Here is a 12,943-nt window from a genome sequence, read left to right on the forward strand (position 1 = left end):
CCGCGCGGTCCGGGCCGAGGGGCGCCGCCCGCGCGCCCTCTACGTCGTCCCGGACTTCGCCAACCCCTCCGGCGCCAGCATGCCGGTCGCGGCCCGCACCGGGCTGCTGGAGGTGGCCGCCGAGGAGGGCGTGCTCGTCATCGAGGACAACCCGTACGGCTTCTTCTCCCGCACCCCGGGGCTTCGGCCCACCCTCAAGGCGCTGGACGGCTGCCGCCAGGTCGTCTACCTGGGCTCGTTCGCCAAGACCTGCTTCCCCGGGGCCCGCCTCGGCTACGTGGTCGCCGACCAGGAGGTGACCGGCCCCGAGGGTCGGCGCAGCCTGCTCGCGGACGAGCTGGCCAAGCTGAAGAGCATGACGACGGTCAACACGCCCGCGCTCAGCCAGGCCGTCATCGGCGGCATGCTGCTGACCCACGACTGTCGGCTGCGGGCCGCCAACGCCCGTGCCACGGCCCACTACGCGGCCGGCACGGACACCCTGCTGCGGGAGCTGGAGCGGCACTTCCCGGCCTCCGTGCGGCGCCGGCTGGGCGTCTCGTGGAACCGGCCGGACGGCGGCTTCTTCACGGTGCTGGCGGTGCCGTTCGTCGCCGACGAGGCGGCCGTGGAGCGGTGCGCCCGCGACCACGGGGTGCTCTGGACGCCGATGGCGCCGTTCTACCCGGCGGGCGGTGGTGAGCAGCGGCTGCGGCTGTCCGTCAGTTCGCTGACGCAGGAACAGGTCATCGACGGCGTGGCGAAGCTGGCGGCGTTCATGGCGGCCTGAGGCCAGGTGGCGTTCACGGCGGCCTGCGGTTGCGCGGCCTTCGTGGCGGCGTGAGGCCACCCGGACGAGCCCCGGCACGCCGGAGGGCCCGGCTCACCGCGAGCCGGGCCCCTCGTCGGTGTCCGTCAGCGCACCCGGGTGGAGAACAGCCGGGCCGACCAGTACACCGCCAGGACGGTCATCACCACGACCACCAGCAGCCCCTGCCAGACCACGCTGTCCCCGGCGTGCCCGGCGAACAGCGCGCGCATGCCCTCCACGGCCCAGTAGAAGGGGTTCCACTCGGCCGCCTGCCGTAGCCACTGCGGTGCCAGGGTGAGCGGCAGCAGCACCCCCGACAGCAGGGCGATCGGCTGCGCGATGGTGTTGACCACCGGTGACATCGCCGCGTCGGTCGGCACCATCAGCGCGATGCCGAAGGAGATCGCCGAGGTCATCAGCGCCAGCAGGCCCAGCAGCAGGTAGGCGAGCAGCAGGTTCAGCGGGCTCACCCGGAGTCCGAACGGCAGCGCGATCAGTGTGATCAGGACGGCCTGCACCAGCAGCGCCACCATCTCCCGCAGCGCCCGCCCGAGCAGCAGCGCCAACCGGCTCACCGGCGTCACCCGGGAGCGCTCGATGATGCCGGCCTTGAGCTCGCCGAGCAGACTGAAGCCGGTGAACAGCCCGCCGAAGATGCACAGCACCGCCAACAGGCCGGGCACGTACACCTGGTAGGCGTCGGCGTAGCTGTTCGCGCCCTCCGGGGCGAGCACCTTCTTCAGCAGCGGGGCGAACAGCAGGAGGTAGAAGACGGGCTGGATGATGCCGACGGCGATCCAGACCGGGGTGCGGATCATGAGCAGCAGCTGGCGCTGGAAGACCAGCCAGGTGTCGCGGGCGAGCTTCACGGTCTCCCCAGGGGGTTGTGCGGGTCCGGGTGGGGCGCGGTCAGGACTGCTGCAGTGAGCGGCCGGTGCGGGCCAGGAACACGTCGTCCAGGCTGGGTCGTTGGAGCTGCACGGTGCCGGGCGTCACGCCCGCCGCGTCCAGGGTGCGCAGCAGCCGTGGGATGGCGGCGGCGCCGTCCTCCAGGTACAGCCGCAGCCCCTCGTCGCCGTTGTGCTCCAGCCGGTGCAGGTACGGCTGCGGGCGCAGCACCTCGGCCGCCCGCTCGACGGCGGCCTCCCCGGCGGCCAGCCCGACCGTCACGACGTCGCCGGAGATCTCGCGCTTGAGCGCCTCGGGGCTGCCCTCGGCCACCACCTGGCCGTGGTCGACGATCGCGACCCGGTCGCAGAGCGCGTCGGCCTCGTCCAGGTAGTGCGTGGTGACGACCACCGTCATGCCCTCGGTGCGCAGCCGGCGGATCTCCTCCCAGACGTGGGCCCGGCCGGCCGGGTCCAGACCGACCGTGGGCTCGTCCAGGAAGAGCACCCGCGGCTGGTGGATCACCCCGAGCGCGATGTCCACCCGGCGGCGCTGGCCGCCGGAGTAGGTGGCGCACGGGCGGTCGCCGAATTCGGCCAGGTCGAAGGCCTTGAGCGCGTCCGCGGCGGCCTGGACGGCCTGCGACCTGGCCGCGCCGTACATCCGGGCCTGGAGCACCAGCTCCTCGCGGCCGCTGACGTTGTCGGTGGTGCCGCCGCCCTGGGCGACGTAGCCGATCCGTCGGCGGACCCCGGCGGGGTCGGTGAACAGGTCGGCCCCGGCGATGGTGGCCTGCCCGCCGTCCGGGCGGATCAGGGTGGCCAGCATGCGCAGGGTGGTGGTCTTCCCGGCGCCGTTGGGGCCGAGGAAGCCGTAGATCTCGCCGGCGGCGACCGACAGGTCGATGCCGCGGACGGCGTCGACGGTGGGGTTCCCGCCGCCGCGGCGGGAGGTCTTCTTGCGGTAGGACTTGCGCAGTCCCGTGGTCTCGATCAACCGGAACTCCCGTACGGGGATGGGCTGCCACGGCACCTGGGAAGGCGGGGCCCGGCACCTGCGGAGGGCGGTGCTGCTGCGACACCCTAGGGTGAACCCGACCCCGGAAACAATGGCCTAGACCAATGGACGTGCGCGCTCCCGGTCTGCTAAGGGGGGCGTCGGTCCGGGCCCGCTCAGCCGAGCTCCTCCAGTCGGTCCGCCGCGGCTGCCGCACCGCCCCCGGCCAGCAGTTCCCTCCCGACCTGAACCGCCCGCTCCCGGTGCTCCGTCGTGTCGAGAACGGCCCGCAGCGCGTCCGCCAGCCGTTCCGGTGCGACGCGCGCGAACGGCACCCGCAGCCCCGCGCCCGCCGCCGCCACCTGGCCGGCCACGATCGGCTGATCGTGCCGGATCGGTGCGGCGACCAGTGGCAGGCCGTGCGCCAGGGCCTCACCCACGGTGTTCATCCCACCGTGGCAGAGCACCGCGTCCAGCTCGCCGCGTGCCATCAGCTCCAGCACCGGCACCCGGTCCACCGCCACGGCCCGGGCGGGGAGTTCGGGCAGCAGCTCGCGCGGCGCGGCGAACACCGGCTGCGCGTCGTCGCCGCACAGTTCCAGCGCCCGGACGGACCGGGCCAGGAAGTCCGTGCCCGGCTCACCGGCCAGCGTGCCCATGGTGACCAGCACCCGTCGCCGGCCGGGCAGCAGGCGCTCCCACGGGAAGTCCGGATCGTGCGGCCGCGCCGACATGACCGGGCCGACGAGCGCGTGCTCCGGCGGCGGGGTCGAGCCGGTCAGCGCCGGGCCGGTGGTCGCCAGCACCAGAAAGGGGGAGAAGCGCGGGTCCAGGTACTCCTCCGCGGGCAGTCCGGCGCGCTCCCACAGCCCGTGCAGCAGCCCGGTCATCCAGGCCTCGACCTGCGGCAACGCCCGGTAGGGGCGGCCCAGTTCCATCGCCCCCGGTGCGAAGGACGCCCACGGCAGGCCGTGCCGGTGCGCGACCAGAGCGCCCGCCGGAGTGTGCTGGTCGACCAGCAGCACGTCCGGTCGCCACTCCCGCACGATCGCGTCCAGCGGCCTCGCGGTGAACCGCGCGTACGGAACGACGAAGCCCTCCCAGAGCGAACGCAACGCGGCCAGCCCGTGTCCGCCCTGGGCCCGGAACGCCCGGGTGCCGGTGCCGAGCACCCGGGCCCGCGGGCCGAGCAGCGGGCGCAGCACCGACTCGGCGCCGGTCCAGGCGACCCGGTGGCCGCGTGCGGTCAGCTCGGCGGCGATGCCCGCGGCCGGGTTGACGTGGCCGGTCAACGGCGGCATCACCAGCAGGAACCGGGTCATCGCGCGCCCTCCTCGGGAAGCAGCCGCTGCACGTCGGCGACGGTCAGGGCCTCCAGGGCGGCCAGGTCCAGCCCGGCGCGCAGCGCCGCCAGGTCGGTCCGCGGGCCGAAGTGCTCGCGCAGCCGTCCGGCGAGTTCGGCGAGTTCGCCCTCGTCCAGCAGCAGGTCGCCGTCCAGTCGGGCGTCCGGGGTGACGTGCCGCGCCCAGCCGGGCGGCGCGCCGGCCACCTCGACCAGCAGATCGACCAGTTCCTGGTTCAACGGGGCTGCGGGATAGGGGGGTTCAGGATTCGGCATGAGAGATCTCCCACCTGATCGACGGCGCGGGGGTGAACGCGGCCGAACCGGAGCGCAGTTGAAGGCTTCCGGAGAACGGCGGCGACGGAGGAGGGCCCGGGATCACTTGTGCGACCCGGCGGGCGTGGGAATACTAGCCCGCGTGACCGCACTGGAGGCAGTGGCCGTTCACCTCCCCCCACACGCCGTGCCCATCGAGGCGGTGGGCGAGCGCATCGGCCTGACCCCACGTCAACTCCGTCTCTTCCGCCGCTTCCACGGCCTGGACCAGCTGCGTCTGGACCCGGCCGGGACGCTGCCCGACCTGCTCGACGCCGCCCTGGACAACCTGCCGGAGCTGCGCGGACGCGAACGCGACATCCGCTTCGTGATCCACGCCCGCAGCATGCCGGTGGCGGTGCCCCACCCGCTCAACCCGTTGCACGACCTGCTCGACGCCCGTGGACTGGCGCACGCCAACGCCTTCACGGTGACCCACCACGCCTGCGCGGTGGGCCTGCTGGCCATCGACCTGGCCGGCCGGCTGCTCGCGGACGAACCCGACCAGGCGGCGCTCGCACTGGTGCTGACCGGCGAGAAGACCTTCACCAGGGACGCCCAGGTGGTGCCCGAGGCCGGCATCTTCGCCGAGGGTGCGGCCGCCTGCCTGGTCAGCGCCGACGGCGAGCGCCACCGGATGCTCTCCTTCGTGGTGCGCCAGCGCCCGGAGTTCGACGGTCGGCTGGCCGAGGACCCGGACCTGCTCGCCCGCTACCAGCGGGAGTACCCGAACGTGATGGTGGAGGCGATCGAGGCCGCCCTGGACCAGGCCGGTCTGGACCTCTCCGACCTGGTCGCGATCCTGCCGCACAACGTCAACCAGGCGTCCTGGCGGATGATCGCGCGCCGGATCGGTTACCCGGTCGAGAAAGTCGTGCTGGACAACGTGCGGCCGGTCGGGCACAGTTTCGCCTCGGACAGCCTCATCAATCTCCACACCGCCACCACGCGGGGGCTGATCCGCCGCGGCGACCACTACCTGATCGCCGCCGCCGGTGTCGGAGCCACCTTCTCCGCGATGGCGATGCGGTACTGACGGCCCGCCGGTTCCGCCGGCAGCCGCGGTCCGCAAAGCGACGCCGGCCCCACGCCACCCCAGAGCCCCGGGCCGCCCGCAAGCCCCGGAGCACACATCCCACGTACGACGGGACGGGACACCCATGTCAGAAGCTGTGGTCCAGACCACCGACCCCGAACTGCGCGAGCGCATCCTGCACGGCATCGGCGAGCTCCTGCCTCGCGTCCTCAAGCGCGAACTGCCCGAGATCCCGCAGGACGCCTGCCTCTTCGACGATCTCGGCCTCACCTCGGCGGGCACCATCGAGCTGATCCTGGAGCTGGAGGAGTCCCTCGACATCCAGGTGGACGTCGAGCAGATCACCGAGGACGACCTGCGGTCGGTCACCAAGCTGGCCGACTACGTCGCCGGTCACGTCATCCCCGAGGGCTGACCGGGTGGCCCCCGGCCCGACCGGCCTGCGGATCACCGGGGCACTGGCCCGCCGTTTCGACGGCCGGTCGGAGACCTCGCTCGACCCGGACCTGCGGGTCTTCGTCTCCGACCTCGTCCGCCCCTACGGCCTGCCGCTGCGCGAGGACCTGCTGGGCGAGGGCGTCGGCCACTCCTACGAGGAGCTGGCCGCCGGGCTGCTGCGCGAGGCGCTCGCCGAGGGCGAGCCGGCGGACCTGCTGATCCTGGCCTTCGACACCCCGGACGTCCGGCCCGGCGCGCCGTCCTCGTTGGCGCTCAGCCGGTCCGTCCCGGGAAGCCCGCTCGCCTTCGCGGTCTGCGACCAGGGTGGCGCGGCGGCCTTCACCGCCCTGCGGCTGGCCGCCGCACACCAGCGCACCGGCACCTGCCGCCGGGCCGTGGTGGTGCTCGCCGAACAGACCGCGCTGCACTACGACCCGCCCGGGCCGGTACCGCTGCCGGACCGGCACGCGGTGGCGGTGCTGGTCTGCGAGGAGGCCCCCGGTGCCGGTCTGGCCGTCCGGCAGACCCGGGGCGCGATCTCCCCGGAGGAAGCCGTCCGGGCCGGGGCCGCGGAGCTCGGGCCCGGGGCGGCGCTGCTGCTCGGCCCCGGCTTCGGCTCGGGTACGGAGGAGCCACCGCCGGCCCAGCCGTTCACCGGGCTCTGGGCGGAGCTGGCGGAACACCTGCCGCAGTGGCGGGCGGACGGTCGGCCCGCGCTGCTGGCCGGGTACGACCGTCGGCTCGGCGTGCTCAGCACGCTGACCCTGCCATGACGGCGATCGACCTCTGGCTGATCGATACGCGCCAACCGGCCGCCTCGGCAGCCGAGTTGTGGTGGATTCTCGACCCGGACGAACGTGCCCGGGCGGCGCGGACGTCTCCCGGGCTGCGTGAGCGCTTCACCGTGGTGCGCGGCGCCGTCCGGCAGCTGGTCGCCGCCCGGCTCGGCGTGTGCCCGGCCGAGCTGGTCTGGCGGTACGGTCCGTACGGCAAGCCCGAGCCGGCGGACGCCGGCGAGCTGCGGGTCAGCTGGTCGGCCTCGGGCGCGCTCGCGGTGCTGGCCCTCGCAGAGGGGCGGGCCGTCGGCGTCGACGTCGAGCGGCTCCACGATCCCCGGACGGCCGAGCGGATGGCCGCCCGCTGGTTCCCGTTCGAGGAGGCGTGGTTCGTCGCCGAGCCCGCCGAACCGGCCGAGCGGGCGGCGCGGTTCACCATGCTGTGGTGCCGCCGCGAGGCCTGCGTCAAGGCGTACGGCGGGCGGCTCGCGCAGTCCTTCGGCGTGCCCGTGGCCGGTCCCTCGCCGGTGCTGGTGGCCGATCCGGGCAGGCTCGGCGCCGGCCCGCTGCGGCTCTGCGACGTCTCCGTCACGGGGCCGTTCCGGGCTGCCGTCGCAGCCCTCGGGGATTCGCCGATACATGTCAACGCATGTGCATGGAAGCCGAATTGACAGTCCATCGGCTCGCGTCCCGGTTTGGTCTGGATCAGCTGGTGAGGGCACTGCCGGCGTCCCGCTCGGCCTCGCCCGGCTGTCCGCGCTCACCTGAAGGGATGATCGCGGCAGCCCGCGCGGCGCTCACCCCCACGGGGCGTCGTGACCGTCCAACCCTCCCCACGGAAGGCCGTCCCAGGAGCAGGTGGAGGTCGCCCCCGAGGTCAGTCCCCACGGGTTCGGCACCTCCTCCTCGTCGCCGTCCTGCACCGGCAGCCGGTCGATCACCGCGACCAGCACCGGGGGCAGCTGCGGAGCCAGCCCCCGGTGCGCCCGGGAGATGATGTCCCGTCGTACGTCGCCCGGCAGAAGCGGCCGGTTCATCCGCAACGCCCGCGGCCCGGGCGGGCGTTCGGCCGCCGCCAGCTGGTCCGACCAGGCTCGCCAGTAGTCGGCGTCGTCGCTCTCGCCGAGCATCAGATGGTGCAGGTGCAGGCAGTACGCGGCCGTCCCGCTGCCCGATCCGGCCGCGAAGCGCCACCAGAACTCGGCGCCCTCCTCCTTGCCGGTGGCGTAGAGCAACGCGCCGAACACCTCGGCCCCCTCCGGCTCGATCCGGCGGGCGTTCACCAGCAGGTCGAGCCCGCGCGAGGCGTCCGGCGCCCCCAGCACCAGGGCCACCACCAGGCCGAGTTCGAAGGCGGCCTGCTCGTGCTCCGACGGCAGGTGGGCGGGTGCGGCGGTGAGTCGGGCCTGGCGTACGGCGGCGATCCGCTCCGCATGGGCGCGTTCGGGCCGCGGGACACGGAACACCGTGCGCCCGCCGTCGGCCGGACCCGCTCCGGCCGAGGCGCCTTCGTCCGGTCTCGCCGTCACAGATCACCTCCTCCGTCCGGGAGTTCACCCACTCCGAGTCGGCGGGCCAGTCGGTCCCGGGCGTGCCGGAGGTTGGAGTGCACCGTCGCCACCGGCCGCCCCAGGTACGCCGCGATCACCTTGACGTGCAGGCCGAGCAGGTAGCGCAGGATCACCACATCCCGCTGGCGCTCCGGCAGTTCGAGGATCGCCGCGTACAGCCGCACCTCGTCCGCCTCGCTGTGCAGCAGCCCCTTCGCCACCTGCTTGAAGGCGCCGATCACCGCCGCGAAGGTGACGGCCTCCACCTCGACCGGTTCCTCGCCGGCCACCCAGTCGGAGACGTGCCGGTTGGCCAACCGCCAGGCGTAGGCGGCCGGTTCCTCGAACCGCAGCACCTGTGGCCAGCAGCGGGCCAGGTCGGACTTCACCGCCCCGACCACCAGCGCCGCATCGGACTGGTTGCCTATCCGGGTCAACGCGAGGGCGTGCCAAGCGGGTTCATGCGTCTCGCAGAAGGCGGCGTAGGTGAGGTCCAGGCGGAGGCCGAACTCGGAACGGAGGCCGGACTCCGGGCCGGCCGACCACTGCGGCCCCGTCCTGCCGGTGCACGCCACGGCCGCCCCGCCCCGGTGCCCGCGCACGTGGGCACCCCTGTCGATCGTCATCGAGCCTGCTTTCCGTGGCCGTCGGCTGCTTGCCGGGCCACCCGAGGGTCGGGCTGTCTGCGTCCATCCTCATTCCATCAGGTCGGTCACTCCAGGCTGCAATCCGAATACAGATTGTCATCTCATGGGCTGCGATCGTCGGTGGGCACCGTCGGGTGCCGTTTGACCCGCGATTGGCCCCCGCCCGTCGTGGGCAGCAAACGATCGATCAGGAGCGCAGCGGACGGGGAGTGTGATGGGCCTCTACGACGGGGTGGACCTGCGGCTGAACGTGCCGCACTCGGCCCGGATGTACGACTACTTCCTCGGCGGCTTCACCAACTTCGCCGCCGACCGCGAGGCCGCCGGGCACGCCCTCGCCGTGGCGCCCTGGCTGCGCACCGGTGCGCGGGTCAACCGCTCCTTCATGCACCGCTCGACCCAGGCGCTCGCCGAGGCCGGCTTCGATCAGTTCCTCGACATCGGAACCGGCATCCCCACCTCGCCCAACCTGCACGAGATAGCCCAGGTCATCCGGCCCGGCGCCCGGGTGGTCTACGCCGACAACGACCCGATCGTGCTCGCGCACGCCCAGGCCCTGCTCACCGGCACCCCCGAGGGCCGCACCGCCTACGTCGAGGCCGACGTCACCGACCCGGCCCGGCTGCTCGCCGCCCCCGGTCTGCGCGAGACCATCGACCTCGCCCGGCCCGTCGCGCTCTCCCTCAACGCCCTGCTCCACTTCGTCCCCGACGCCCGCGGCGCTCACGGGCTGGTCGAGCACCTCAAGTCCGCCCTCGCCCCCGGCAGCGCCCTGGTGATGACGCACGTCACCCCCGAGTTCGCGCCCGAGGACATCGCCAACCTGGTCCGCGTCTACTCCTCCGCCGGCACCGCCGCCCAGGCCCGCAGCCGGTCGGAGATCGCCCGCTTCTTCGCCGGCTGGACCCTGCTCGACCCGGGCGTCGTCGCCACCCCGCAGTGGCGGCCCGCGCCCGGTGAGGCCCCCGTCGCCCTCTCGGAGGCATCGGCGTACGCGGCGGTGGCCATCCGGCCGTGAACCCCCGTGCCGATTCGCACAGCTGACGAACCATCGGCGAACCTGCGGCGTCCTGATCGAGAAAGCGGCTCGCGCCGCGACATCCGATCAGAGGGGGAGCATGCACCCGCAGCCTTCGCAAGCCCGCCGCAGCCGCCGAGCCGTCCTCGGCATGGGTCTCGGAGCAGCCGTCGCCGTCACCGCCGCGACCGGCGGCCCGGCCCTCGCGGCGACGGCGAACGACCCGGCCGCCGGGGCCGGCCTCCACCAGGCCCTCGCCGCCCTGGAACAGGAGCACTCCGCCCGCCTCGGCGTCTACGGCCGCAACCTGACCACCGGCCGGACGGTCCGGTACCGCGCGGACGAGCTGTTCCCGATCTGCTCGGTCTTCAAGACCGTCGCCGTCGCCGCCGTCCTGCGGGACCTCGACCGCGACGGCGAGTTCCTCGCCAAGCGGATCCGGTACACCGCCGAGGACATCACGCGGGCCGGAGGCGTCGTGGGTGGTGGCCCCGGCGCGCCGATCACGGGCACGGCGGAGAACCTGGCGAACGGCATGACCGTCGCCGAGCTCTGCGCCGCCACCATCGAGTACAGCGACAACACCGTGGCCAACCTGCTGTTCCGCGAACTCGGCGGACCGACTGCCGTCACCCGCTTCGCCCGCTCGATCGGCGACCGCGTCACCCGCCTGGACCGCTGGGAGTCCGAACTCAACAGCGCCGAACCGGACCGCCGCACCGACACCACCACCCCGCAGGCCATCGCCCACACCTACGGCCGCCTCGCGCTCGGCAGCGCCCTGCCGCCGGCCAAGCGGGACCAGCTCACCGCCTGGCTGCGGGCCAACACCACCAGTGTCCGGCGCTTCCGCGCGGGCCTCCCGGCGGACTGGGCCCTCGCCGACAAGACCGGCACCGGCCGCCACGGCACCACCAACGACGTGGGCATCGCCTGGACCCCGGCCGGCGCCCCCGTCCTCCTCGCCGTGCTGAGCACCAAGCCGGCGGAGGAGGCGGCCCCGATGGACGAACCCCTGGTCGCCCGTACGGCCACGCTGCTCGCGGGCGCGCTCGGCTAGCACCGGTCGTACCGGGCTCCTGCCGCCCGGGCCCGGCTCCCAGGCGGCCCGCATCCGGCGGGGCCGCCGGGCCCGCAGAGTCGTCCCACTGATGCCCCTCACCCCCTTCGTCCCATCCGTGCGGCCCCGTCCCGCCGGGCACAGACTGGTGGTGAATGAATGCTGCCCCGCGAGGCTGGGAGAGGCATGCTGCTGGGACTCACCACCGCGTCGGCCGCGACCGTCTGCTTCGGCTTCGGGGCGGTCTTCCAGGCGCGCGGGGCACGGTCGGCCCCGCGCGCCGACCGGGTGCGGGCGGGCCTGCTGGCCGCGTTGGTGCGGTCCTGGCAGTTCATCCTCGGCACGCTGCTGGACATCGCGGGCTTCGCGCTGAGCATCGTCGCCCTGCGCACCCTCCCGCTCTTCCTCGCCCAGGCCGTCACCAACTCCAGCCTGGCCGTCACCGCCGTGGCCGCCGTCTGGCTGCTGGGCGCGCGGCTGCGCCGGGGCGACCTCGCGGGCATCCTGGCCGTGGTCGCCGGCCTGACCCTGCTGGCACTCGGCTCCGGCCAGGAGGGCCGTGACCACGCCGACCCCTCCTTCCACTGGGCGCTGCTCGCCACCACCGCCGTCATGGTGCTCGCCACCGTGGTCCTGGTGCGCCGGCAGGGCGATGCGGCCGCGGCCGGCCTGGGGCTGCTGGCCGGGGTCGGCTTCGGCGTGACCAGCCTGGCCGTGCGGGTCCTGGATGCCTCCGGTCCGGTCTCCGTCCTCACCGACCCGGCCGCCTACGCCCTCGCCGTCGGCGGTCTCGGCGGCTACCTCGCCTACGCCCTGGCCCTGCAGCGCGGCACGGTGACGGCCGCGACCGCCGCCGGGACGGTGACCGAGACCTTCGGCCCGGCGCTGGTCGGCGTGCTGGCGCTCGGGGACGCCGCGCGCCCGGGGTTCGAGTGGTGCGCGCTGACGGGCTTCGCGGTGGCGGTGGGCGGCACCTTCGTGCTGTCCCGCTTCGGCGAGCTGGAGGGCGAGTCCGCCGAGCTGTCCGCCCGGCACCGGGACGCCGGCGCGGAGCCCTCCGTCCGCCCCGGTAGCCCGGACGGCTCCGCCATGCGAAGGTGACTTGCCGGACAAAAAGGACGGCGACACGGCCACAGAGCGGCAGGTGCCCGATGGCGGAGGAGCCCGACTCCCGACCCCGGCGGTCGGACCCGAAGGGCCCCGTGGAGGGGGTCACGGCCCCCAAGGCCCCCACGGGGCCGACGAGCCCCACGGACCCGACGGGCCCGACGGACCGCCCCGTCGCGCTGATCACCGGCGCCTCCTCCGGGATCGGCCACGCCACCGCCACCCGACTGGCCGACGCCGGCTGGCACACGCTGCTCTCCGGCACCGACCGCACCCGCCTCGACGAACTCGCCGGCCGCACCGGCGGACGAGCCCTGCCCGAGGACCTGAACAGGCCGGACGGCCCGGCCCGCCTCGCCGAGGCCGCCGTGGCCGCGGCCGGCCGGGTGGACGCCCTGATCGCGAGCGCCGGCCTGGGCTGGCGCGGCCCGTACGCGCAGATGCCCCCCGACACCCTGGACCGGATGATCGAGGTCAACCTCGCCGCCCCGCTGCGCCTGGTCCGCCTGCTGCTGCCCGGCATGCTGGAGCGCCGCCACGGCCGGATCGTGCTGATCGGCTCGATGGCCGGCCAGGTCGGCGTGCGCGACGAGGCGGGGTACTCCGCCACCAAGGGCGGGCTGACGATGTTCGCGGAGAGCCTCTGGTACGAGCTGCGGGGCACGGGGGTGGGGGTGCGCCTGGTGCTCCCGGGAGCGGTGGACACCCCGTTCTTCGACCGGCGGGGCACCCCGTACCAGCGCGAGCGGCCGCGCCCGGTCTCGGCGGAGCGGGTCGCGGACGTCGTGGTCGCCACCATCACCACCGAGCGCGACCGGCTCTACGTCCCGCACTGGCTCGGCTTCCCGGCCCGCATCCACGGCGCGGCCCCGGGCGTGTTCCGCCGGATGGCCTCGCGCTTCGGGTGAGCACCGGTTGAGCGCCGCGGCCGCACACCGGGTGAGCCCCACCGCCGTGCGTCGGCCGGGCGCCGCCGCCCC

At 74.3% G+C, this 12,943-nt stretch carries 15 protein-coding genes; 9 read left to right on the plus strand and 6 right to left on the minus strand.

What is annotated here, in order from left to right:
- On the plus strand, nucleotides 1–769 hold a 769-nt coding region (locus tag KS423_RS23255), incomplete at its 5' end, for an aminotransferase class I/II-fold pyridoxal phosphate-dependent enzyme (protein WP_224281547.1).
- A gap of 125 nt (nucleotides 770–894) precedes the next feature.
- On the opposite strand, the gene KS423_RS23260 is transcribed toward KS423_RS23255, so the two are convergent.
- From KS423_RS23260 to KS423_RS23275, 4 genes are all read right to left on the minus strand, one after another.
- Nucleotides 895–1,659: an ABC transporter permease gene (locus tag KS423_RS23260; protein WP_224281548.1), complete on the minus strand. Its 765-nt coding sequence runs from the start codon at nucleotides 1,657–1,659 to the stop codon at nucleotides 895–897.
- A gap of 40 nt (nucleotides 1,660–1,699) precedes the next feature.
- Nucleotides 1,700–2,674: an ATP-binding cassette domain-containing protein gene (locus KS423_RS23265; RefSeq protein ID WP_224281549.1), complete on the minus strand. Its 975-nt coding sequence runs from the start codon at nucleotides 2,672–2,674 to the stop codon at nucleotides 1,700–1,702.
- Between the two features lie 176 nt (nucleotides 2,675–2,850).
- Nucleotides 2,851–3,996 carry a glycosyltransferase gene (locus tag KS423_RS23270; protein ID WP_224281550.1) on the minus strand — a complete coding sequence of 382 codons (1,146 nt, stop codon included), beginning with the start codon at nucleotides 3,994–3,996 and terminating at the stop codon, nucleotides 2,851–2,853.
- Nucleotides 3,993–4,292 (minus strand): hypothetical protein, encoded by a 300-nt coding sequence (locus tag KS423_RS23275; protein ID WP_224281551.1) that lies wholly within the window; start codon nucleotides 4,290–4,292, stop codon nucleotides 3,993–3,995. Before KS423_RS23275 ends, KS423_RS23270 begins: the two co-directional genes overlap by 4 nt.
- A gap of 142 nt (nucleotides 4,293–4,434) precedes the next feature.
- Here KS423_RS23275 and KS423_RS23280 point away from each other — a divergent pair, with 142 nt between their 5' ends.
- The 4 genes from KS423_RS23280 to KS423_RS23295 all read left to right on the plus strand — a co-directional run bounded on the left by KS423_RS23280 (nucleotide 4,435) and on the right by KS423_RS23295 (nucleotide 7,252).
- A complete protein-coding gene (locus KS423_RS23280) occupies nucleotides 4,435–5,367 on the plus strand; it encodes a 3-oxoacyl-[acyl-carrier-protein] synthase III C-terminal domain-containing protein (RefSeq protein ID WP_224281552.1) in 933 nt (310 codons plus the stop codon).
- 124 nt (nucleotides 5,368–5,491) lie between these two features.
- Nucleotides 5,492–5,782, plus strand: a complete 291-nt coding sequence (locus KS423_RS23285; RefSeq protein ID WP_224281553.1) for a phosphopantetheine-binding protein — start codon at nucleotides 5,492–5,494, stop codon at nucleotides 5,780–5,782.
- Between the two features lie 4 nt (nucleotides 5,783–5,786).
- The gene (locus tag KS423_RS23290) at nucleotides 5,787–6,578 is read left to right on the plus strand and encodes a hypothetical protein (RefSeq protein WP_224281554.1); all 792 of its coding nucleotides are present in this window, start codon (nucleotides 5,787–5,789) and stop codon (nucleotides 6,576–6,578) included.
- Nucleotides 6,575–7,252: a 4'-phosphopantetheinyl transferase superfamily protein gene (locus KS423_RS23295; protein ID WP_224281556.1), complete on the plus strand. Its 678-nt coding sequence runs from the start codon at nucleotides 6,575–6,577 to the stop codon at nucleotides 7,250–7,252. The genes KS423_RS23290 and KS423_RS23295 overlap by 4 nt, the downstream gene beginning before the upstream one ends.
- Nucleotides 7,253–7,378: 126 nt before the next feature.
- On the opposite strand, the gene KS423_RS23300 is transcribed toward KS423_RS23295, so the two are convergent.
- Nucleotides 7,379–8,110 carry a hypothetical protein gene (locus tag KS423_RS23300; RefSeq protein ID WP_224281558.1) on the minus strand — a complete coding sequence of 244 codons (732 nt, stop codon included), beginning with the start codon at nucleotides 8,108–8,110 and terminating at the stop codon, nucleotides 7,379–7,381.
- Entirely contained in the window at nucleotides 8,107–8,757 is a 651-nt protein-coding gene (locus KS423_RS23305) for an RNA polymerase sigma factor (RefSeq protein WP_224281560.1), read from the minus strand. The genes KS423_RS23300 and KS423_RS23305 overlap by 4 nt, the downstream gene beginning before the upstream one ends.
- Before the next feature lie 235 nt (nucleotides 8,758–8,992).
- Between KS423_RS23305 and KS423_RS23310 the strand changes: the two genes are divergently transcribed.
- The 4 genes from KS423_RS23310 to KS423_RS23325 all read left to right on the plus strand — a co-directional run bounded on the left by KS423_RS23310 (nucleotide 8,993) and on the right by KS423_RS23325 (nucleotide 12,871).
- On the plus strand, nucleotides 8,993–9,796 hold the full coding sequence (locus KS423_RS23310; protein ID WP_224281561.1) for an SAM-dependent methyltransferase: 804 nt from the start codon (nucleotides 8,993–8,995) through the stop codon (nucleotides 9,794–9,796).
- A 151-nt stretch (nucleotides 9,797–9,947) separates the two neighbouring features.
- Nucleotides 9,948–10,856, plus strand: a complete 909-nt coding sequence (gene bla / locus KS423_RS23315) for a class A beta-lactamase (RefSeq protein ID WP_224281562.1) — start codon at nucleotides 9,948–9,950, stop codon at nucleotides 10,854–10,856.
- Nucleotides 10,857–11,042: 186 nt separating this feature from the next.
- Nucleotides 11,043–11,957 carry a hypothetical protein gene (locus KS423_RS23320; protein WP_224281563.1) on the plus strand — a complete coding sequence of 305 codons (915 nt, stop codon included), beginning with the start codon at nucleotides 11,043–11,045 and terminating at the stop codon, nucleotides 11,955–11,957.
- Between the two features lie 50 nt (nucleotides 11,958–12,007).
- Complete coding sequence (locus KS423_RS23325; RefSeq protein ID WP_263455161.1) at nucleotides 12,008–12,871, plus strand: SDR family NAD(P)-dependent oxidoreductase; 864 nt, start codon at nucleotides 12,008–12,010, stop codon at nucleotides 12,869–12,871.
- Nucleotides 12,872–12,943: the final 72 nt, after the last annotated feature.

This window comes from Streptomyces sp. LS1784, assembly GCF_020103755.1.
In the GTDB taxonomy this organism is placed as follows: domain Bacteria; phylum Actinomycetota; class Actinomycetes; order Streptomycetales; family Streptomycetaceae; genus Kitasatospora.